The 20,513-nt window shown below is 64.1% G+C and carries 16 protein-coding genes; 9 read left to right on the top strand and 7 right to left on the bottom strand.

Going from position 1 to position 20,513, the window contains the following annotated elements; genetic code table 11:
* Positions 1–318 precede the first annotated feature (318 nt).
* A complete protein-coding gene (locus G3T14_RS12660) occupies positions 319–981 on the top strand; it encodes a transglutaminase-like cysteine peptidase (RefSeq protein ID WP_163642911.1) in 663 nt (220 codons plus the stop codon).
* A gap of 101 nt (positions 982–1,082) precedes the next feature.
* Positions 1,083–1,415: a hypothetical protein gene (locus tag G3T14_RS12655; RefSeq protein WP_163642910.1), complete on the top strand. Its 333-nt coding sequence runs from the start codon at positions 1,083–1,085 to the stop codon at positions 1,413–1,415.
* 60 nt (positions 1,416–1,475) lie between these two features.
* On the opposite strand, the gene G3T14_RS12650 is transcribed toward G3T14_RS12655, so the two are convergent.
* The 4 genes from G3T14_RS12650 to G3T14_RS12635 form a co-directional block, all read right to left on the bottom strand.
* Positions 1,476–3,608, bottom strand: a complete 2,133-nt coding sequence (locus G3T14_RS12650; protein ID WP_246733302.1) for an EAL domain-containing protein — start codon at positions 3,606–3,608, stop codon at positions 1,476–1,478.
* Positions 3,609–3,883: 275 nt separating this feature from the next.
* Positions 3,884–5,014, bottom strand: a complete 1,131-nt coding sequence (locus G3T14_RS12645; protein ID WP_163642908.1) for an ABC transporter permease — start codon at positions 5,012–5,014, stop codon at positions 3,884–3,886.
* A gap of 31 nt (positions 5,015–5,045) precedes the next feature.
* Entirely contained in the window at positions 5,046–5,486 is a 441-nt protein-coding gene (locus tag G3T14_RS12640; protein ID WP_163642907.1) for a DUF4112 domain-containing protein, read from the bottom strand.
* A 108-nt stretch (positions 5,487–5,594) separates the two neighbouring features.
* Entirely contained in the window at positions 5,595–6,749 is a 1,155-nt protein-coding gene (locus G3T14_RS12635; RefSeq protein ID WP_163642978.1) for an aminotransferase, read from the bottom strand.
* Between the two features lie 343 nt (positions 6,750–7,092).
* Between G3T14_RS12635 and G3T14_RS24720 the strand changes: the two genes are divergently transcribed.
* The 5 genes from G3T14_RS24720 (at position 7,093) to G3T14_RS12615 (ending at position 17,265) form a co-directional block, all read left to right on the top strand.
* On the top strand, positions 7,093–7,233 hold the full coding sequence (locus tag G3T14_RS24720) for a hypothetical protein (protein ID WP_204262835.1): 141 nt from the start codon (positions 7,093–7,095) through the stop codon (positions 7,231–7,233).
* 374 nt (positions 7,234–7,607) lie between these two features.
* Positions 7,608–8,999: an MdtA/MuxA family multidrug efflux RND transporter periplasmic adaptor subunit gene (locus G3T14_RS12630; protein ID WP_163642906.1), complete on the top strand. Its 1,392-nt coding sequence runs from the start codon at positions 7,608–7,610 to the stop codon at positions 8,997–8,999.
* Between the two features lie 73 nt (positions 9,000–9,072).
* Complete coding sequence (locus tag G3T14_RS12625; RefSeq protein WP_163642905.1) at positions 9,073–12,198, top strand: MdtB/MuxB family multidrug efflux RND transporter permease subunit; 3,126 nt, start codon at positions 9,073–9,075, stop codon at positions 12,196–12,198.
* A gap of 190 nt (positions 12,199–12,388) precedes the next feature.
* Positions 12,389–15,712 carry an efflux RND transporter permease subunit gene (locus G3T14_RS12620; RefSeq protein ID WP_163642904.1) on the top strand — a complete coding sequence of 1,108 codons (3,324 nt, stop codon included), beginning with the start codon at positions 12,389–12,391 and terminating at the stop codon, positions 15,710–15,712.
* 47 nt (positions 15,713–15,759) lie between these two features.
* Positions 15,760–17,265, top strand: a complete 1,506-nt coding sequence (locus G3T14_RS12615) for an efflux transporter outer membrane subunit (RefSeq protein WP_163642903.1) — start codon at positions 15,760–15,762, stop codon at positions 17,263–17,265.
* A gap of 30 nt (positions 17,266–17,295) precedes the next feature.
* Here the strand turns inward: G3T14_RS12615 and G3T14_RS12610 are convergent, their stop codons facing one another.
* The 3 genes from G3T14_RS12610 to G3T14_RS12600 all read right to left on the bottom strand — a co-directional run bounded on the left by G3T14_RS12610 (position 17,296) and on the right by G3T14_RS12600 (position 18,404).
* Entirely contained in the window at positions 17,296–17,493 is a 198-nt protein-coding gene (locus tag G3T14_RS12610; RefSeq protein ID WP_163642902.1) for a hypothetical protein, read from the bottom strand.
* Positions 17,494–17,705: 212 nt separating this feature from the next.
* Complete coding sequence (locus G3T14_RS12605) at positions 17,706–18,068, bottom strand: DUF6481 family protein (protein WP_348645264.1); 363 nt, start codon at positions 18,066–18,068, stop codon at positions 17,706–17,708.
* Positions 18,069–18,194: 126 nt separating this feature from the next.
* A complete protein-coding gene (locus tag G3T14_RS12600) occupies positions 18,195–18,404 on the bottom strand; it encodes a cold-shock protein (RefSeq protein ID WP_056088410.1) in 210 nt (69 codons plus the stop codon).
* Between G3T14_RS12600 and G3T14_RS12595 the strand changes: the two genes are divergently transcribed.
* Entirely contained in the window at positions 18,315–18,770 is a 456-nt protein-coding gene (locus G3T14_RS12595; protein ID WP_163642899.1) for a hypothetical protein, read from the top strand. The genes G3T14_RS12600 and G3T14_RS12595 overlap by 90 nt on opposite strands.
* A gap of 406 nt (positions 18,771–19,176) precedes the next feature.
* A partial coding sequence (locus tag G3T14_RS12585; RefSeq protein WP_163642900.1) for an AAA family ATPase occupies positions 19,177–20,513 on the top strand: 1,337 nt, incomplete at its 3' end.

The following is a 20,513-nucleotide window of genomic DNA, read 5'->3' as shown; positions in this document are numbered from 1 at the left end:
TTGCGGTGCTGCACCGATTCCTGAAGAAAAGTGCCTAAACACACCCTTTATGGCAAGATATCCCGGTCGGTCTCCCGCCGTTATGCTTGACATGCCGGCCGTGCCGTCGTTTCGAGCTCTGGCAAGATGTGTCGCGGTGGCGCGCAGACCGCCGCTTGAACCCTCCGGTCGGCTCGCCTGATAGGGGCGGAAATCCCCGGCCGGCCCCCCCCTGAATCCGTCATCCACAGCGTTAACCTTTTAGTAACCCGGCGATTGCGGTGAAACCTCGGCCGTGAGAGCTTCGTTAACAGAAGCTTAACGAGACGGACGGCGGCCATGCGGATCGCGATTTCCCAGCGTTTGACGGCACTTGCAGGCATCGCCCGGGCGTTTCGCGGTGCGTCCGTCCTCGCCGCCGGCCTGCTCTTCGCCCCCGCCGCCGGGGCCCAGACCCTGGCCTCCCTGCCCAGCGTGCCCAGCATCATCGCCGCAGTCGGTCAGGCCCGCCCCATCGCTGCCTGGGTCACGTTTTGCGAGACCTATGCCGCCGAATGCGCCGTCGACCGCAACGAGCCCACCGAGATTGCCCTGACCCCGGCAATCTGGAGCACCATCGTCTCGGTCAACCGCAAGGTGAACAACTCGCTGCGTGCGGTCACCGACATGGAACACTTCCACGTCGCCGACCGCTGGGACCTCGCCGAAGACGGTGCCGGAGACTGCGAGGACTACCAGCTCCTCAAGCGCAAGCTGCTGGCCGATGCCGGCCTGCCGCGCCGGGCAATGCGGATGACGGTGGTCATCGACGAGAAGGGCGAGGGCCATGCCGTGCTCACCCTGATCACCAGTCGCGGCGATCTGATCCTCGACAACAAGACCAGCACCATCCTGCCCTGGCGCCAGACCGGCTACACCTTCATTAAGCGTGAAAGCCAGGATGCCGTGGCCTGGGTGTCGCTCGGCCGCGCTGCGTCGCCGGTCACCACCGCCAACCGCTGATCCGAACGGCGTCCCGAAACGGGACTGTCGACAATGCTACCCTTAACCGCCGATTAGGGGTGTCTGCGCGAGGTTTCCCGGGCTCGGGACCTTAGAACCTCATGACGCACCGCGCGCACGCCGCACTGCTCCTCACCGCGCTCTTCCTGTCGATGGCTTGCGGCCCTGCCCATGCCGAAGGCGCGGTCGCTCCGCTGCATGCCGCCTGGCAGGGCTGCTTGCACCGCAGCTTCGATCTCCAGGCCATGCTCACCAGCCGGACATTGGCAGCCGATACCGCCCTGAGGGACTGCCGGGAGCGCGAGAGCGCCTATCTCACCGCCCTGTCGTCGTCGCCCCTCGTCGATGGAGACGATGTGGCGCGGGTTCGTCCGGCTCTGCTCGCGCGCGCGCGGGGTTGGCTGCTCGGGCGCGGAACGTCCCCTTCGCTCTAGGACAGCGACGCCGTTCCTCCGGACCCGGCGAGCTTCGGCCGATGCGGCGGGCGCCGACGATCAGGCCGCGCTGACCCGGCGCATCGATCCGTCCTTGAGAAGTTTCGATACGCCCTGTGCGGTGGTGGCGCGGCCATAGAGGTAGCCCTGGCCCTCGCGGCAGCCCATCGCCAGCAGGATCGCTTCCTGTTCCGGCTGCTCGATCCCTTCCGCGATCACGTCGAGGCCGAAGCTGTCGGCCATGGCGAGCACCGCGCGGATGATCTCGGCATCGTGCCGGTCTGTGAGCACGTCGCGCACGAAGCTGCGGTCGATCTTGAGGCGCGTGAGCGGGAAACGCTTGAGCGAACTGAGCGAGGCATAGCCCGTGCCGAAATCGTCGAAGGCGATGGCGACGCCATGGGCATGGAGTTCGCGGATCGGCTCGAGGATCGCATCGTCGGCCCGGAGTGCGATGCGCTCCGTCACCTCGATCTCGAGGGTCTGCGGCGGCAGCGTGTAGCGGGCGAGCGAGCCGATCACGTCTTTCGTCAGCGTACCGCCCTTGAGCTGGGCGTCGAACAGATTGACGGCGACCCGGACGGGCGGCAGCCGGGCCGCCCGCCACGCCGCGGCCTGGCGACAGGCCTCGTCGATGATCCAGCGGCCGACCGGGTCGGCGAGGGGATGCGCTTCGAGGGCAGACAGGAACGCGCCCGGCAGGAGCAGGCCGCGCTCTGGATGTTGCCAGCGCAGCAGCGCTTCGACGCCCACGACCCGCCCGGTGCGGAGATTCACCTGAGGCTGGTAGTGGAGCACCAGCTGAGCGCCCTCGACGGCCCGCGTCAGTTCATCGTGTAGGGCTCGGCGTGCGAGTACGGCCTTGCGCATGGCCGGCGCGAACAGGCGCATGCAGCGCCGGCCATCGCGCTTGGCCTGATACAGGGCGAGATCCGCATCGGCGATGAGGTCGTCGGGAGTCGTCGCGTGCGCATTGCCGATGGCCGCACCGATACTCAGGCCGACGTGGAAGGTGTGCCCGCAGATCTGGAACGGCGCCTGAAAACCGGTCAGGATCGCCGCGGCGCAGGCATTCGCGCTCTGCACGCCGCCGCCGCGGGGCAGAAGCAGCGCGAACTCGTCGCCGCCGAAGCGCGCGATGATCGTGCCTTCCTCGATACAGATCGGAAGCCGTACCGCCACCGCCTGCAGCAGCGCATCGCCGGTGGCATGCCCGAGACTGTCGTTCACCTCCTTGAAGCCGTCGAGATCGAGCAGCAGCACGGTGGCGGGCCCGCCCGCATCGAGGACAGCCCGCAGATGTTCGTCGAAACAGGCGCGGTTGGTGAGGCCCGTCAGCTTATCGTGATGGGCCATCTGGATCAGGGTGGCATCGCGGGCGCGCCATTCGCTGATGTCGCGGATAATCGCGCCGATGCCGGTGCCGGTGCCGGTTTGGGTCGGCCACAGCGAAAGCGAAAACTCGATCGGGAAGATCGTGCCGTCCCGGCGCTGGGCGTTCAGCTCGATGGTCTGCCCGGCGAGTTTCGAGGCCTTTCCGGTCGCGATGCGGGCGACACCCGCCTTGTGCGCCTCGCGGAACGACTCGGGGATGATGATGTCGATGTCCTGGCCCAGCATCGCGCCGGGCTCGTAGCCGAAGATCGCTTCGCAGGCCCGATTGGCGAATGTGATGGTGCCGTCGCCGTCGATCGACACGAAGGCATACTCGGAGGCTTCCGCAAAGCCCGCGATGGCCGCCCGCTCGAACGCGCAGCGTCGGGCCTCGAGCCAGTCTATGACCAGGCCGGCGAATGAGGCGAGGCTCGCCTTTTCGGCAGGCGAAAGGATCCGCTCCGGGTTCGGGTCCATCACGCACAGAGTACCGATTCGGTCTCCTTCTGTGGTGACGAGCGCCGCGCCGGCATAGACCTGCATCGCCTGCATCGGTTCGGGGAAGGTGCCGGCGGCAAAGCGCGCGTCGCGGTGCAGGTCGACGACGAAGACCTCGTCGGCGTTCATGGCGGCCTCGCACGGCGTACCGTGCCGCGGTACCCGCGCGATCTGGGCACCGAAGCAGGCATGGGGCAGCAGCCATGCATCGTCGATCAGCGAGACCCACGCCAATGACATCCCGAGGCTGAATGCGGCCAGCCGCGTGATCCTCTCGAGGCCAGGCTCCGTCACACCATCGGCGAGCCGAAAGGATCGCAAGGCAGCGATCCGTGATCCTTTCGTGCCCACCGACGTTTGATTGACCACCATCGGCTCGTCACCAGCACATCACGGAAAGATGATGCAGCTTAGGTCAAAACACTAATATTTTTGCTCGCTTGCCGCACACCGGACGAATTCTCATTCGGCGATCCGTTTCGACCCTATGGCGATCGAAACGGTTCACGACACCTGTCGCGTGCAACATCCGACACTCGGGCGATTGCGTGTCGGACCGGCATCGCGCAGCGTCACGCTGAACAGGAGACCGGCACTCAGGCGAACGATTTGCGGGGATCGAATGCGTCGCGCACCGCCTCGCCGGCAAAGACCAACAGACTCAGCATCACGGCGACCACGAAGAAGCCGGTGAGCCCGAGCCAGGGCGCCTGGATGTTGTCCTTGCCCTGAGCCAGCAATTCCCCGAGCGAGGCCGAGCCGGGCGGAAGGCCGAAACCGAGGAAGTCCAGCGAGGTCAGGGTGCCGATCGAGCCGTTGAGGATGAAGGGCAGGAAGGTCAGCGTCGCCACCATTGCGTTGGGCAGTAGGTGGCGGCTCATGATGCGGATGTTGGACAGACCCAAGGCGCGGGCGGCGCGGACATATTCGAAATTGCGCGCGCGCAGGAACTCGGCGCGGACGACGCCGACGAGCGACACCCATGAGAACAGCAACAGGATACCGAGCAGCACGAAGAAACCCGGCTCAATGAACGCCGAAATGATGATGATGAGATAGAGCGTCGGAATACCGCTCCAAACCTCGATGAAACGCTGGAGGGACAGGTCGACCCAGCCGCCGAAATAGCCCTGCACCGCGCCGGCGATCACGCCAATCACCGAGGAGACCACGGCCAGGATCAGCCCGAACAGCACCGAGATGCGAAAGCCGTAGATGATCCGCGCCAGTACATCGCGGGTGGTGTTGTCTGTCCCGAGCCAATGCGTTTCGAGATCGCGACACGGGGTCCCGGCGGCCTGACACTGAGCATCCGTCAGCATCCAGGTCGGCGGCGACGGCGAAGGGGTCGGCAGACCGTCGATGATGGTGTCGTAGGAATACGGAATCGGCGGCCAGAGGGCCCAGCCGTGATCGGCGATCTCCTTGCGGGTTTCGGCCGATCGGTAGTTCGGCCGCGCATAGAACCCACCGAACTTCTCGTCCGGATAGTCGATCAGGACGGGAAACAGGATTTCGCCCTTGTACGACACCACCAGGGGTCGGTCGTTGGCGATGAACTCGGCAAACAGGCTTGTGGCGAACAGCCCGGTGAAGATCACGAAGGACCAGAAGCCGAGCCGGTTTCGCCGGAAGTTCGACAGCCGCCGTCGGTTGAGCGGCGACAGCCACTGCGCGCGCGGCGCCGGAACAGCCATTTGGGGGAGAGGGTGAGCGGTCCTGTTCATCGGACCGCGCTCCAGGCCACCGGCACGACGTTCAGCCGTCGATGTGCACGGCTTTGCCTTCGATTTCGTTGGTGCGCAGCCCCCCGTGCTTTTCGAGATGGCGACGCAACAGACGGACATTGCGCCGATTGGCCTTGAAGGCGGCGTCGAAGATGTCGCCGGCCAGCGGCACCGAGCCGATTACCCCATCGAAGGCCACGTTCAGCGCCATCCGGGCGATCAGCCAGCGCGGCACGCCGAGGCGGCGCGCCTCGTAGATCACGTAGGAGGACAACAGCATGCCGGCGACGTCGCCGATCACCGGCACGAGGCCGATCAGCGCGTCGAGGCCCACACGCCTGTTGATGCCCGGGATGACGAATGCCGTGTCCATCAGGTGTGCGAACGCTTCCAGGCGCAGCAGCGTCGCCTCGCGGTCGTCGGCCTTGGGACGAAAACGGGTGGTGGCGCCGGCGGTCTGCGTGAAGTCCATGCTCGGGCTCCGAGGGATGCGCATCGTGCTCATGCCCTCCGATGTGGCCTCGGCCGCCCCGGCCCGCAAGCGGCCCGCCCCGCGACATCGTGAGAGGGGAACCGCCGATCATGCCGCCCTCCGTACTACGGCGTCCAGCCTGTCGAGGGCCGCGTCGAGGGTGGCGTCCCGCTTGGCGAAGCACAGGCGCACGAGGTGGCACACCGGAGAGTCGGCATAGAAGGCGCTCACCGGAATCGCCGCGACTCCATGGGTGCGGACCAATCGTTCACAGAAGGCGATGTCGTCGGTCCAGCCCAGTGGCGCGATGTCGACGTTGAGGAAGTAGGTGCCGGAGGAGGGCAGCACGGTGAACCCGCGCTCCCGCAACCCGGCGCTCAACCGGTCGCGCGAGCGGGCCAAACGCGCCCGCATGGCGGTGAAGTAGGCATCGTCCTTTCCAAGCCCGTAGGCGACCGCCTCCTGCAGGCAGGGCGGTGTGGTGAAGGTGAGGAACTGGTGCGCGTTGGCGACCACCTTGAGGAGCGGCGGTGCGGCCATGACGAAGCCGACCTTCCAGCCGGTGAGCCCGAAGATCTTGCCGGCCGAGCCGATCTTCACCGTCCGGTCGCGCATGCCCGGCAAGGCCATCAACGGGACATGGCGGGCGCCATCGAAAACGATGTGCTCCCAGACCTCGTCGCAGACGGCGATGACGTCGTGGCGCACGCATACCTCCGCCAGCAGCGACAGGTCAGCCTGCGAAAAGGTGGTGGCGCTCGGATTCAGCGGGTTGTTGAGGACGACGAGCTTGGTGCGGTCCGAGAAGGCCTGGTCCAGCGCGTCCGCGTCGAGCCGGAAATGCGGCGGGCTCAGGTTGACGATCCGGGCGATGCCGCCGGCCTGCCGGACCAGGGGGAGGTAGGCATCGTAGAGGGGGGCGAACAGCACGACCTCGTCGCCCGGCGCGATCAACGCCAGAAGGGCGGCCGCGATGGCCTCGGTGGCGCCCGACGTCACCATCACCTCGGCCTGCGGATCGAGGTCGAGCCCTTGATGGTGGGCGTAATGCGTCGCGATGGCTTGGCGCAAAAGCGGCAATCCCATCATCGGTGGATATTGATTGTCGCCATCGAGCACTGCCTCGGCCGCCTTGCGCCGGACATCTTCGGGACCTGGATCATCGGGAAATCCCTGGCCGAGATTGATCGCCCCGCATTCGCGGGCAAGGGCGGACATCACGGTGAACACGGTCGTCGGCAGGTCGGCGAAGACGGAATTCATAAGCTGCGTCAACAGGTTGGCGGTGATGGTCCAGGGTCGTGGGACCAGACCGGCCGCACGCACCCTCGTTCCGTAGCATGGGGCCAACGGCCCGCGAAATGTGCGTGCCCGCACGCGGCTGGCGAAAGCCGGTCCGCAGATGACTGACGAATGTTGACATTCATCAGTCGTGATTTATTTTCTGGCTCACGGCTGGAGCGGCGATCGCTTGGACGGGACTTCGCCCCCTCGTTTCGCTCGGGTGATCGCCACTCCAGTCCGTTCTCCGTTCGAAGGTCGTCGCCCCTCGCGGCGGCCTTTTTTCGTGTCTGCGTCGCGGTCTTTGTGGCAAGGAGGCCTGGCGATGCGCACCAGCACCTGTCTCCTCCTCGCTCTCGTGACCGCGCTGCTCGGCCTTGGCCTGCGGCTCGCCGTCCCGGTGGCGCCGGTCGATGCGTCCTATCGTGATGTCGTCCGCGCCTACGACCCTTCCCAGCGGCCCTGAGCGTCGTTCACGCCCGTCGCGGGGCTGATCGCCGGGCAGCAACACGAGGGAAACTTCGATGCCGTACTGGTGTCGTATTGGCCCGTCAGAGTTGTGATCATGCCGTGCTGCAAGCGGGATGAAGGGGCGAGGCGCCGCGTCGCCCGTGTGATCCTCCCGATCTGCGACGATGCCGCTGCATCGTTCCGGTGCAGAGCGGAGGTGCGACGCCATTCCGATCTGTCGCGCGGACGACCGGGAACCTATCTTGAATCCAACGAACGGCATGCGGTTTTGCATGCGGTCAGGGAGCTTGGGAAACCGTTGAACAGGCTGGCCGAGACCATCCGCATTGCCGGGAGGACCGGGGCGCCGCGCGTCCGGGGCATGAACCCATGAATGAGAGCTCCCCCATCCGCACCGAGACGGCGCGCGACTATGCGCTGCCGCCGGGCCAGACGAGACCGGTCAAGACACGGCGCGGCCGTGGCTGGGTGTGGTTCGTCCTCCTTCTGCTGCTCCTGGGCGGCGGCTACGCCGCGTATCGACACTTCCACGCGCCGAAGACTGAGGGCCAGACCGATACGGCGGCGGCGCGCGGCAAGGGCGCCGGTCGCGGCGGCCGCCATGGTGGCGAGCCAGCCCAGGCGGTGGGTATCGCCACGGTGGTGGCCGGCGACGTGCCGATCGTGCTCGCGGGCCTCGGCACGGTGACCCCGCTCGCCACCGTTACTGTGCGCTCGCAGATCAGCGGCTACCTCACCGAGATCGGCTTTCGCGAAGGTCAGATGGTGAAGAAGGGCGACTTCCTCGCCCAGATCGATTCCCGGCCCTACGAGGCGCTGCTCGCCCAATACCAGGGGCAGCTCATGCGCGATCAGGCGCTGCTGCAGAATTCGAAGCTTGATCTCGCCCGTTTCCAGCGCCTGAGCCAGCAGGACTCGATCTCGAAGCAGAACGTCGACACGCAAGGCGCCCTGGTCAAGCAGAACGAGGGCACGGTGGCGGCCGACCAGGCCATCGTCGACCAGCAGAAGCTCAACATCGCCTATACCCGCATTACCTCGCCGGTGGATGGCCGGGTTGGCCTGCGCCAGATCGACCAGGGCAACTACATCACCGCTGCCTCCACCAGCCTCGTGGTGGTGACGCAGCTGCATCCGATCTCCGTGCTCTTCACCCTGCCGGAGGACGATGTCTCGCGGGTGATGAAGCGCCTGCGCGCCGGGGCCAAGCTCGGCGTCACCGCGTATGACCGCGGTGATGCCAACGCCATCGCTACCGGCGTCCTCGACACGGTGGACAACCAGATCGACACCACCACCGGCACCGTGAAACTGCGCGCGATCTTCGAGAACCAGGACGACGCGCTGTTTCCAAACCAGTTCGTGAACGCCAAGCTCATCGTCGATACGGTGCGCGCCGCCCCCATTGTGCCCACGTCCGCGATCCTCCGCGGCACCCCCGGGACCTACGTCTACCTGATGGACGGGACCGATAAGGTCGTGGTCCGCCCCATCACCCTGGGCGAGGCGGACGGTGCCCGCACCGTCGTCACCAAGGGCCTCGGCGTCGGCGACCGGGTGGTGGTCGACGGCACCGATCGCCTGCGCGAGGGGGCGAGCGTGCGCATCACCGACGACGGCAAGCCGAAGGATGCCGCCTCGCCGACCCCCGCCGCCGCTCCGGCGACGGAGGGTGACAAGGCCGACGCCGCCAAGGCGGATGCCGTCGCGCCCGAAGGCCAGAAGCGCGAACGCCGCCGCCAGCGGCCGGCCGCTCAGTGATGAACGTTCGCCATGCGATTGATGCGCATATCCCTCCCCCCGCAGGGGTGGAAGGGATGGGCGTGGTCGCCCCATGAACCCGTCCCGCCTCTTCATCCTGCGGCCCGTCGCCACGACGCTGTTCATGCTGGCGATCCTGCTCGTCGGCATGGTCTCGTACCTCAACCTGCCGGTTTCGGCTCTACCGTCGGTGGATTACCCGACGATCCAGATCCAGACGTTCTATCCGGGCGCCAGCCCCGAGGTGATGACCTCGGCGGTGACCGCACCGCTGGAGCGGCAATTCGGTCAGCTCGCCAACCTCAACCAGATGACGTCGCAAAGCTCGGCTGGCGCCTCCGTCGTCACCCTACAGTTCAGCCTGGACCTGCCCCTCGACATCGCCGAACAGCAGGTCCAGGCGGCGATCAACGCCGCTGGTAACCTGCTGCCCGCCGATCTGCCGGCCCCGCCGATCTACGCCAAGGTGAATCCGGCCGACGCGCCGGTGCTCACCCTCGCGCTGACCTCGAAGACCATGCCGCTGACGGAAGTCCGCGATCTCGCCGAGACCCGGCTCGCCCAGAAAATCTCCCAGGTGGCCGGTGTCGGCCTCGTCAGCACCGGTGGCGGCCAGCGTCCCTCCGTGCGGGTGCGCTTCAACGCCCGCGCGCTCGCGGCCTACGGCCTCAACATCGACGATCTGCGCACCACGATCACCAACCTCAACGTCAACACGCCGAAAGGCACCATCGACGGTCCGACCCAGTCCTACGCCATCAATGCCAACGACCAGATCCGCGACCCGAAGGCCTACGAAGACGCGATCATCGCCTACAAGAACGGCGCCCCGGTGAAGCTGTCCGACGTGGCCGACGTGGTCAACGGGCCCGAGAACACCAAGCTCGGCGCCTGGATGGACCAGACGCCGGCCGTCATCCTCAACATCCAGCGCCAGCCCGGCGCCAACGTCATCAGTACCGTCGACAAGATCAAGGCGCTGCTGCCCCAACTCCGCGGGACCCTGCCAGCGGCCATCACCGTGACGGTGCTCACCGACCGGACCACCACGATCCGCGCCTCGGTCCACGACGTTCAGGTCGAGTTGGCTTTGGCCATCGGGCTCGTGGTGCTGGTCATCTTCCTGTTTCTGCGGAGCTTCTCGGCGACGCTGATCCCGAGTCTGTCGGTGCCGCTCTCGCTGATCGGTTCGCTGGCGGTCATGGACCTCTATGGCTTCTCGCTCGACAACCTGTCGCTGATGGCACTCACGATCGCCACCGGCTTCGTAGTCGACGACGCCATCGTGGTCATCGAGAACATCGCCCGCCACGTCGAGGAGGGGGATTCGCCGCTGGAGGCCGCGCTGAAGGGCTCGCGCGAGATCGGCTTCACCATCATCTCGCTCACCGTCTCGCTGATCGCGGTGCTGATCCCGCTGCTGTTCATGGGCGACGTCGTCGGGCGCCTGTTCCACGAATTCGCGATCACGCTCGCGGCCACCATCGTCATCTCGGCGGTGGTGTCGCTCACCCTGGTGCCGATGCTGTGCGCGCGCCTCCTGAAGCCCAAGCCGGCAACGGAGGCCGAGCGGCGCGAAGGCTTCATCGCGCGCACCGCCCGGCGTGGGATGGACGGCATCATCGGCGGCTACGGGCGCATGCTGCGCGTGGTCCTGCGCCACCAGGGCATCACCCTCCTGGTGACACTCGGTACCGTCGCGCTCACCGCCTACCTGTTCGTGGTGATCCCCAAGGGGTTTTTCCCGGTGCAGGATACCGGCGTGATTCAGGGCATCACCCAGGCCGACCAGACCGTCTCCTATGCGGCCATGGCCGAGCGCCAGCAGAAGCTCGCGGCGATCGTATTGAAGGACCCGGATGTCGCCAGCCTGTCGTCGTTCATCGGTGTCGACGGTCAGAACGTCACGCTGAATTCCGGCCGCTTCCTCATCAACCTCAAAGCGCATGACGCGCGGGCTGCGAGTGCCAGCCAGATCATCGAGCGGATCAAGGCGGCCACCACCGATGTGCCCGGCATCCGCCTCTACCTGCAATCGGTGCAGGACCTGACCATCGATACAGCGGTGAGCGCGACCCAGTACCAAGTGATCCTCGAGAACCCGAACCTCACGGAATTCGAGACCTGGGTGCCGCGCTTCGTACGCGAATTGCAGCGTTCGCCCCTGCTGTCTGACGTCGCGAGCGACCTCCAGGCGAGTGGGCTGGCCGCCTACGTCACCATCGATCGGGCCACCGCCGGACGCTACGGCATCACCCCGGCCACCGTCGACAACGCCCTCTACGATGCCTTCGGCCAGCGCATCATCTCGACGATCTTCACCCAGTCGAACCAGTACCGGGTGATCCTCGAGGCCGACCCGGAGCTCCACAAGACCATCGAGAGCCTGGAGCACATCTACCTGCCATCTTCCACGGTGACGTCTGGGCAGGTTCCGCTCTCGGCGGTAGCCACCGTGACCGAACGCAGCGCGCCGCTGCTCATCAGCCATCTCGGCCAGTTTCCCGCCACCACGGTATCGTTCAACCTCGCCGCAGGCGCGGCCCTGGGCGATGCGGTGGACGCGGTGGATGCGGCCGCCAAGGCGATCGACCTGCCGCCGAGTTTTCGCGTGGTGCCGCAGGGCTCGGTCTTCGCCTTCCAGTCCGCCCTTTCCAACCAGCTCTTCCTCGTCATCGCCGCCATCGTCACCGTCTACATCGTGCTCGGCGTGCTCTACGAGAGCTTCATTCACCCGATCACGATCCTCTCGACGCTGCCCTCGGCGGGAATCGGTGCCCTTCTGGGCCTGATGCTGTTCGGGCTTTCCCTCGACATCATCGCGGTCATCGGCATCGTGCTCCTCATCGGCATCGTGAAGAAGAACGCGATCATGATGATCGACTTCGCGCTCCAGGCCGAGCGCGAGGAGGGCATGAGCCCGCGCGACGCGATCTACGAGGCCTGCATCCTGCGCTTCCGCCCGATCCTGATGACGACGCTGGCCGCCCTGTTCGCTGCCGTGCCGCTCATCGCCGGCACCGGTGTCGGTGCGGAATTGCGCCAGCCTCTGGGCATCGTCATCGCCGGCGGCCTGATCGTCAGTCAGGTGCTTACGCTCTTCACCACGCCGGTGATCTACCTGGCGTTCGACCGCCTCGAGCGCCGTCTCACTGGCCGGCGTGACGGCGGCACGGGACGTGTCGAGGCGCTGCCGTGAGGTGGTCGATTGCAAGCGGACCGATCGCGGATGGAATTTCCGACGGCGTCGGGGCATTCACCTGCGATCACTCTCCTTCTAGGAGACGGGGCACGCGCTCCGTATTACCGATGGCGGTGGCAGACCCCCTAAGGTCGAGCGGTCCCGGCCTCCGAGATGGTCGCGGCCTCGGGCTAATTGGAGGCGCGCCATGAACGTCTCCGAACCGTTCATCCGTCGCCCGGTCGCCACGACGCTGCTGACCATCGGCGTACTGCTGGCAGGCGTCTTCGCGTTTCTGAAGCTGCCGGTGGCGCCGCTGCCGCAGGTCGACTTCCCGGTCATCCTCGTCCAGGCCGCGATGGCCGGGGCCTCGCCCGACACCATGGCCACCACCGTGGCCGCTCCTCTCGAGCGGCGCCTCGGCGCCATCGCCGACGTCACCGAGATGACGTCGACGAGTTCTGTCGGTTCGGTGCGCATCGTTCTGTTGTTCGGCCTCAACCGCGACATCGACGGAGCGGCCCGTGACGTCCAGGCGGCGATCAACGCGGCCCGCGCCGATCTGCCCACGGCGTTGCGCCAGAACCCGACCTACCGGAAGTTCAATCCGGCCGACGCTCCGATCCTCATCCTGGGGCTGACCTCCGACACGCTGTCGCCGGGGCAGCTCTACGATTCCGCCGCGACGGTGGTGCAGCAGAAGATGTCCCAGCTTCCCGGTGTCGGCAATGTCGATATCGGCGGATCGTCGCTGCCGGCGGTGCGGGTGGAGCTCGATCCCACCGCCCTGTTCAACTACGGCATCGGCCTGGAAGGCATCCGCGCGGCGCTCGCCTCGGCCAATGCCAACTCGCCCAAGGGGTCCATCGAGACCGACACCCGTCACTACCAGCTCTATGCCAACGACCAGGGCCGGGTGGCGGCCGATTATCGCGACATCGTCGTGGCCTATCGCAACGGCGCCGCCGTGCGCCTCACCGATGTCGGCAAAGTCGAGGATTCGGTGGAGGACAAGCGCAACCTCGGCCTCGTCAACGGCAAGCAGGGCGTGATCCTGTTCATCTACAAGCAGCCGGGTTCCAACGTCGTCGACACCATCGACGGGTTGAAGAAGGCGATTCCGCAGGTGAAGGCGGCGCTGCCCGGCGACATCGATCTCACCATCACCGGCGATCGCAGCGCCACCATCCGCGCCTCCCTGCTGGAGACCGAGGAGACGTTGATCATCGCCGTCGTGCTGGTGATCTTCGTGGTGTTCGTGTTCCTGCGCTCCGGGCGCGCCACGCTGATTCCGGCGGTGGCGGTCCCGATCTCCATCGTCGGCACGTTTTCGGCGATGTACCTGCTCGATTACAGCCTCGACATCCTGTCGCTGATGGCTCTGATCATCGCCACCGGCTTCGTCGTCGACGACGCCATCGTCGTCCTGGAAAACATCCAGCGGCACATCGAGCAGGGCAAGCCGCGGGTGGAAGCGGCGCTGCTCGGCGCCCGCGAGGTCGGCTTCACCGTGATTTCCATGAGCCTGTCGCTGGTGGCGGTGTTCCTGCCGATCCTGCTGATGGGCGGCATCGTCGGGCGGCTCTTCCAGGAATTCGCCGTCACCCTGTCTCTCGCGATCATCATCTCGCTGGTGCTCTCGCTCACCACCACGCCGATGATGTGCGCGCTCCTCCTCAAGCCGGAGGTTCACGATCCGGGCCAGCGCCCCAATGTCCTGATCCGCGGCCTCGAGGCGGGGTTCGAAGGAATGCTGTCGGGCTACGAGCGCACCCTGCGCGTGGCGTTGCGCCACCGCCGCATCGTCGTGCTGACGCTGCTCGCGACGATCGGACTCAACGTCTACCTCTATATCATCGTGCCCAAGGGTTTCTTTCCCGAGCAGGATACCGGGCAGATGATGGGCGGCATCCAAGCCGACCAGCGCATCTCGTTCCAGGCGATGAAGCAGAAGCTCGAGCAGGCCACCGCCATCGTGCAGGCCGACCCGGCAGTGGACAGCGTCGTCGGCTTCACCGGCGGGCGGGGCACCAATTCCGCCAACGTCTTCGTCGGGCTCAAGCCCCGGGGCGAGCGCGATGCCATTACGGAAGTAATGACGCGTCTGCGTCCGAAGCTCGCCCAGGTGGCGGGTGCCCGGCTCTATCTGTTCCCACGCCAGGATCTGCGGATGGGCGGGCGACAGAGCTTCGCCACCTATCAGTACACCCTCCAGGGTGACACCGCGGAGGAGCTCTATGCGGCGGCGCCGAAGCTCGTCCAGGCGCTCCAGAAGGACCCGCTTTTCGCCGACGTCACCTCCGACCAGCAGGAGGGCGGCTTGGAGAGCCGCCTCGTCATCGACCGGGCCACGGCCTTCCGCTACGGCCTGACCCCGGACAAGATCGACAACACCCTCTACGACGCCTTCGGCCAGCGTCAGGTCTCGACGATCTACAATCCGCTGAACCAGTACCACGTCGTGATGGAGGTGGCGCCGCGCTACCTCCAGAGCCCCGACACCCTGAAGATGCTCTACGTTTCGACCTCGGGCGGCAAGGCACGGGGGTCAGCCACCACCAATGCGGTGGCGGGGACAGTCGCGGCGAATGGCACCACCAACACCAACGCGGCTGGCAATGCCACCACGGTGTCGTCCACCGCTGTCGTCGACCCGACCGCCACCGCCGCCTCCATCGCAGGGGATTCCGCCCGCAACGCCGCCGCCAATGCCATTTCAGGTTCGAAGGGCGGCACCTCCTCGGCGGCGCCGGTATCGAGCGCCAAGGAAACGATGATTCCGCTCTCGGCCTTCGCCCGGCTGGAGACCGGCAACGCACCGGTACAGGTGAGCCATCAGGGCCTGTTCGTGGCGACCACGATCTCGTTCAACCTCGCCCCCGGCAAGAGCCTGTCGGATGCCACCGCCGCCATCGAGGAGGCGATCACCGAATTGCGGCTGCCCGCCACCATCCACGGCGAGTTCGCGGGCTCGGCCAAGAGCTTCCAGGAATCCTCGTCGCGCCAGCCGCTGCTGATCCTGGCCGCCCTCGTCGCCGTCTACACAATCCTCGGAATCCTCTACGAAAGCTTCGTCCACCCAATCACGATCCTGTCCACCCTGCCGTCGGCCGGGATCGGCGCGCTGCTGGCGCTGCTGGTGTCGGGGACCGAGTTCACCGTGATCGCGCTGATCGCGGTGTTCCTGCTGATCGGCATCGTGAAGAAGAACGCCATCATGATGATCGACTTCGCCCTCGATGCCGAGCGCACGCGCGGGGCCAGTCCGCAGGCGGCGATCTTCGAGGCCTGCCTCTTGCGCTTTCGCCCGATCATGATGACAACCTTGGCCGCCATGCTCGGTGCGCTTCCCCTCATCCTCGCCGGCGGAGAGGGGTCGGAACTGCGCCGCCCCCTCGGCATCGCCATCGTCGGCGGCCTCATCGTGAGCCAGATCCTGACCCTCTACACCACGCCCGTCGTCTATCTCTATCTCGACCGTCTGCGGCGGCGGAAGCCCGCGGCCGGCGTGGCGCTGAGCCCGGCCGAATGAGGTTGAGTGTTTCGGCAGGCCGTCGCGCGCGCGCGACCGTCCCCGCAATGGGGGGAGGTAAGCCGGTGTCGCGCCTCGCCGCGCTCCTGCTCCTGTCCACAGCCGTGTCCGGCTGCATGGTCGGGCCCGACTATTCGCGTCCTTCGGTCGAGACGCCGCTCGGCTTCAAGGAAGGCGGCGCGCGCGAGGACAGTGCGGCCTATGTGGCGAGCCGAAAGGGCTGGCGTCCGGCCGCGCCCAATGACGGAGCCGAGCGCGGCGACTGGTGGCGGGTGTTCAGGGACCCCGCCCTCGACCGGCTGGTCCGCCTCGTCGACGTCGACAGCCAGACCCTCCGCGCCCAGGTCGCCGCCTACGAGCAGGCGCGCGGCTTCGTGGCTCAGGCCCGCGCCGCCCTATTCCCCACAGTGATCGGCGCGCCGAGTATCGCGCGGTCACGCGCGGGTGGCATCGAGCGCACCACGGTCTCGCTGCAGGGCCAGGCGAGCTGGGAGCTCGACCTGTTCGGCCGCATCCGCCGTAACATCGAGAGCGAAGTCGCCACCGCGCAGGCCAGTGCGGCGGACCTCGCCCTGGTCCGCCTGACGATCCAGTCGGAAGTCGCGACCAATTACCTGACGCTGCGCTACCAGGATTCGCTCCAGCGCCTCCTCGACGAGACCATCGCGGGCTACAAGAAGAGCCTCGCGATCACCGAGAACCAGTACAATGCCGGGGTGGCGGCCCGCTCGGACGTGATCACCGCGCAGACGCTGCTGCAATCGACTCAGGCCCAGGCCATCGCGGTCGGCCTGCAGCGGGCGATCTTCGAGCACGCCATCGCCACGCTGATCGGACGCCCGCCCTCGGAGCTGTCCTTACCGGTCGCTCTCCTGCCGGTGCGTCCGCCGCCGGTGCCTGTGGGCATCCCCTCGACCTTGCTGGAGCGCCGGCCCGACGTCGCCCAGGCCGAGCGTAACGTGCAGGCGCAGAGCGAGCAGATCGGCGTCGCGGTGGCGGCGTTCTACCCCACGGTGACGCTCTCGGCGTCGGGTGGTGTTTCGGGGGATCCGTCGCTCGGGCTGTTCTCGGCCGCAAACCAGATCTGGTCGGTGGCGGCCGCCGGCTCCGAGGTTCTGTTCGATGGGGGCGCCCGTGCGGCCGCGTTGCGCATCACGCGCGCGGCTTATGACGCCGCGGTGGCGAACTATCGCCAGACCGTGCTCACCGCCTTCGGCGAGGTCGAGAATGGCTTGGCCGGCGTGCGCATTCTCGCCCGCCAGCAGGCGGCGCAGGACGAAGCTGTCGTTTCGGCACGGCGCGCGGTCGAGATCACGCTCAACGAGTACCGGGCGGGGACCCAGAACTACACCACCGTGGTCACCGCCCAGGCGATCGCGCTCAACAACGAGGTCAACGCACTGCAGATTCGGCTCAACCGCTTCACGACTGCGGTTTCGCTGATCCGCGCTCTCGGCGGCGGATGGGACGCGCGCAGTCTCCCCACCGGAGACGAATTGAAGGGGACGCATCTACCCATCGATTCCGGTCAGGCGGTCCGCACCGACGAGTGAGTGCCTCACCCGCCTTTGCAGGCCGACATATCAGCCGGCGAGGGTGATCTCGCCTTCGCGCACGGCGCGCTCGCCGGTGCCGGACTTGATGCGGTAGAACGGCTCGCCGGTCTGGTCCTCGGGGACGAGGCGGACGATCTCGAAGACGTCCCCGGTATCGGTCTTGGCGTCGGCGTAGCCGATGCGCGAACGGCGCACGCGCTGGCCGAGCTTGAACTTATGGGACATGGAGGGTCTCCCGTGACTTGAGCCGGCGCTGGACCGCGCGCCTCGCGTCGTACGCGGACCTGAAATCCGCGCCTGTCTGGCCAAAAGATCTCGAAAGACGAGACCGCTTCGGCCGAAGGACTTCGCAGCGCCGGCCGGACCGGCGCGGGCTCCTGTTCCGAAACGAAAGAGGAAACCCGAGCGCGATCGCCGATGCGACGTGAGTGCCTTGACTACTTGCGCGCCTTGGCCTTGCGGGCCGCATAGCGGGCATCGCGAAGGGTCTTCTGCTCGATGCGAGCAGCGGCGGCCTGTTCGATCTTCTCTTCGGCGGCACGAATGGCCTCGGCGGCGAGACGCTCGCGCTCGGCATCGGCTTCGGCGATCCGCTGGGCATCGGCAGCGGCGCGGGCTTCTTCCCGGGCTGCGACGCGAATTTCACGCTCGCGGACGATCTGCTCACGCTCGGCCTTGCGGGCGAGCACGGCCGGATCATCGGCGGCCGGACGATCGCGAAAACGCGCGAGCGCGGCCTGACGGGCTTCCGTGGCCGCCTTGAGGCGGTCGGTCATGGAGTTTTCGTTGAATTGGCTCACACACGATCCTGGATTGCGCGGATGGAAGATGCTCGGGGAACGAAGCCCCGAAAACACGAAGAAGCCGCTCCCCAGTGAGGGGAGCGGCCTGTTGAGACGTCAGGCCCGGTCAGAGCCTGAAGTGGCTCACGCGGTCTGGAGGTTACCGGCGGACTGCTTGCCGCTGCGCTTGTCGGTTTCCATCTCGTAGGAAACCTTCTGGCCTTCGGCGAGGCCGCGCATGCCGGCACGCTCGACGGCCGAGATGTGCACGAACACATCGTTGCCGCCGTCATCCGGCTGGATGAACCCAAAACCCTTTTGCTCGTTGAACCACTTAACAGTACCGACAGCCATCATATTCCTTCGCCCTTGCGGGCTTATATGTCAGAGGTCCACGCGAATCTGCGCGGCCACCTCCCGACCAACCTAACACGAAATTTCGAGGGCCTGAATTCGTCTCCGAAACGAGGCGCGAAAAACTCTGGGTTTGAGTTGGTGGCGAGCTTATACGCCTTTGGTGGGGATTTGGCAAACCGGCATTTATTCGAACAGCGGCATCATTCAGACCTTTGTGATCGTCATACATTTATCGATGAGGTGCCGCTGTTTTTCTTAGCATCTTTTCTTCCGACTGGTTTTGTCGCTGCGCGTACCACAAACGGCAAAGTGACGAACATCGCGCCAAAGAAATTTACAACTTCTGGTAGATACTTTTGGTAGGCTATCTAATTTTAGTCGTGGAATATACATCTTTAATATTCTGATGGAAGTATTTTCCTTTTGAGGGAGCATCCAGTAAAGCTTGAAAAAATATCTACGCTAACTCCGGCGTAGTCATACTGGCCACCGTTTTTAAATAGTATTGTTAGAGTATTGCTTTTTTTATCGTGACCAACCGATTCTATATTGCTAGAAACAACATTTATCATAATGGAACTCCATAATATTTTGATTTTAGATTCAAATAATAGAATACAATTCTACTACCGCCCGAAGCGATGGGTGCTTTTTATACCTCAAGATTTCACCCAGAATCTAGAGAACATCACACGAACATCGAATAATTTTGTTGCCGAACTCTCTGAGTGCCTCCAAACTGAGTAAGCGCCGAGATTGAGAAGGCAAAATGATCATTCGTAGAATAAATATTCGTAATTATAGATCTATTCGGCACGCGGAGATACTGTTTGAGAAGCAGACTGCAATACTCGGATCTAATGGTGCTGGAAAATCGACAATATTGAGGGCTATTGATCGGTTTTATGGAAAATCAACGTCCGTTGATCCTGATGATTTTTTTGGACGTGATTGGAATAATCCAATAGAAATTGCAATAACATTTAGTGATCTAAATGAATCTGAATCTAATTTATTTGAAAGTAGAATTCATAATGGAGAAATGACTGTTGTGCGTGTCTTCGATATGAACGACGCGAAATTAAACGGTCGCTATTTTGGAATGACACGACAGTGCCCCGATTTCCAAAAGGTCCGTTCCGTTTCGGGAGCGATCCCCAAGCGAGAAGCATTTAACGCTCTCATAGGTGCAGATCAAAAATATTCAGAATTGGAAATAGCTAAGACCGCTGATCAAGTTGAGACGGCGATGAGAGAGTGGGAAAATCACAATATAAATCTTTGTTCACTTGCGAGAGATGACGGTCAATTTTTTGGCTTCACAAATGTTGCTAAAGGAGCACTTCAAAAAGCCACTAGTTTTGTTTTTATACCGGCGATTAGAGATGTTTCCGCAGATGCAATTGATGCACGCGGAGCCGTCATCTCCCGTTTGATGGAATTAGTCGTTCGTAGCGCGATTCAAAAAAGAGTTGAAATACGACAATGGCAAGAAAAAGCGTCAACCGAGTATCGGGAGCTCACTGATCCATCAAAGTTGAAAGAGCTTGGTTTGCTGTCAAATGACCTTACTCAAACACTTCAAGTATTCTACTCCGATGCGGGTGTCGCTCTGAAATGGAAGGCAACCGAAGATTTTGTAGTTCCACTTCCGATCGCGGATGTTTTATTACAGGAGGACGGTTTTGAGGGGCCAGTTGATCGGAAAGGGCACGGTTTACAAAGAGCATTTATATTAACGCTACTTCAACATTTAGCTAAAGCGTCTTCTGAGAGTGATTCACAACAGAATACTGATTCGGATATAGATTCTTTAACTGTCGGTAAGGAGTTGACGCAGCAATATGCGTTGCCTGGCTTAATTCTTGCGATCGAAGAGCCGGAGTTATATCAACATCCAACGAAACAGAGGCACTTTTCAAAGGTTCTTACGCAAATAAGTGGAGGTACACTCCCCGGGGTTGCAACTCAAACTCAGGTGATTTTTGCATCTCATTCGTCATTATTTGTTTCTATGGATCGTTTCGAAGAAATTAGATTGGCTCGCCGCCCTGACCATCTATCAGTTTCTATGTTTTCCAGAGCGGGGGCAGCGGGAGGAGACCC

The sequence above is a fragment of the Methylobacterium sp. BTF04 genome, assembly GCF_010692745.1.
GTDB lineage: Bacteria > Pseudomonadota > Alphaproteobacteria > Rhizobiales > Beijerinckiaceae > Methylobacterium.
The sequence above is the reverse complement of the archived record's forward strand: the minus strand, read 5'-3'. Positions and strand labels throughout refer to the sequence as shown.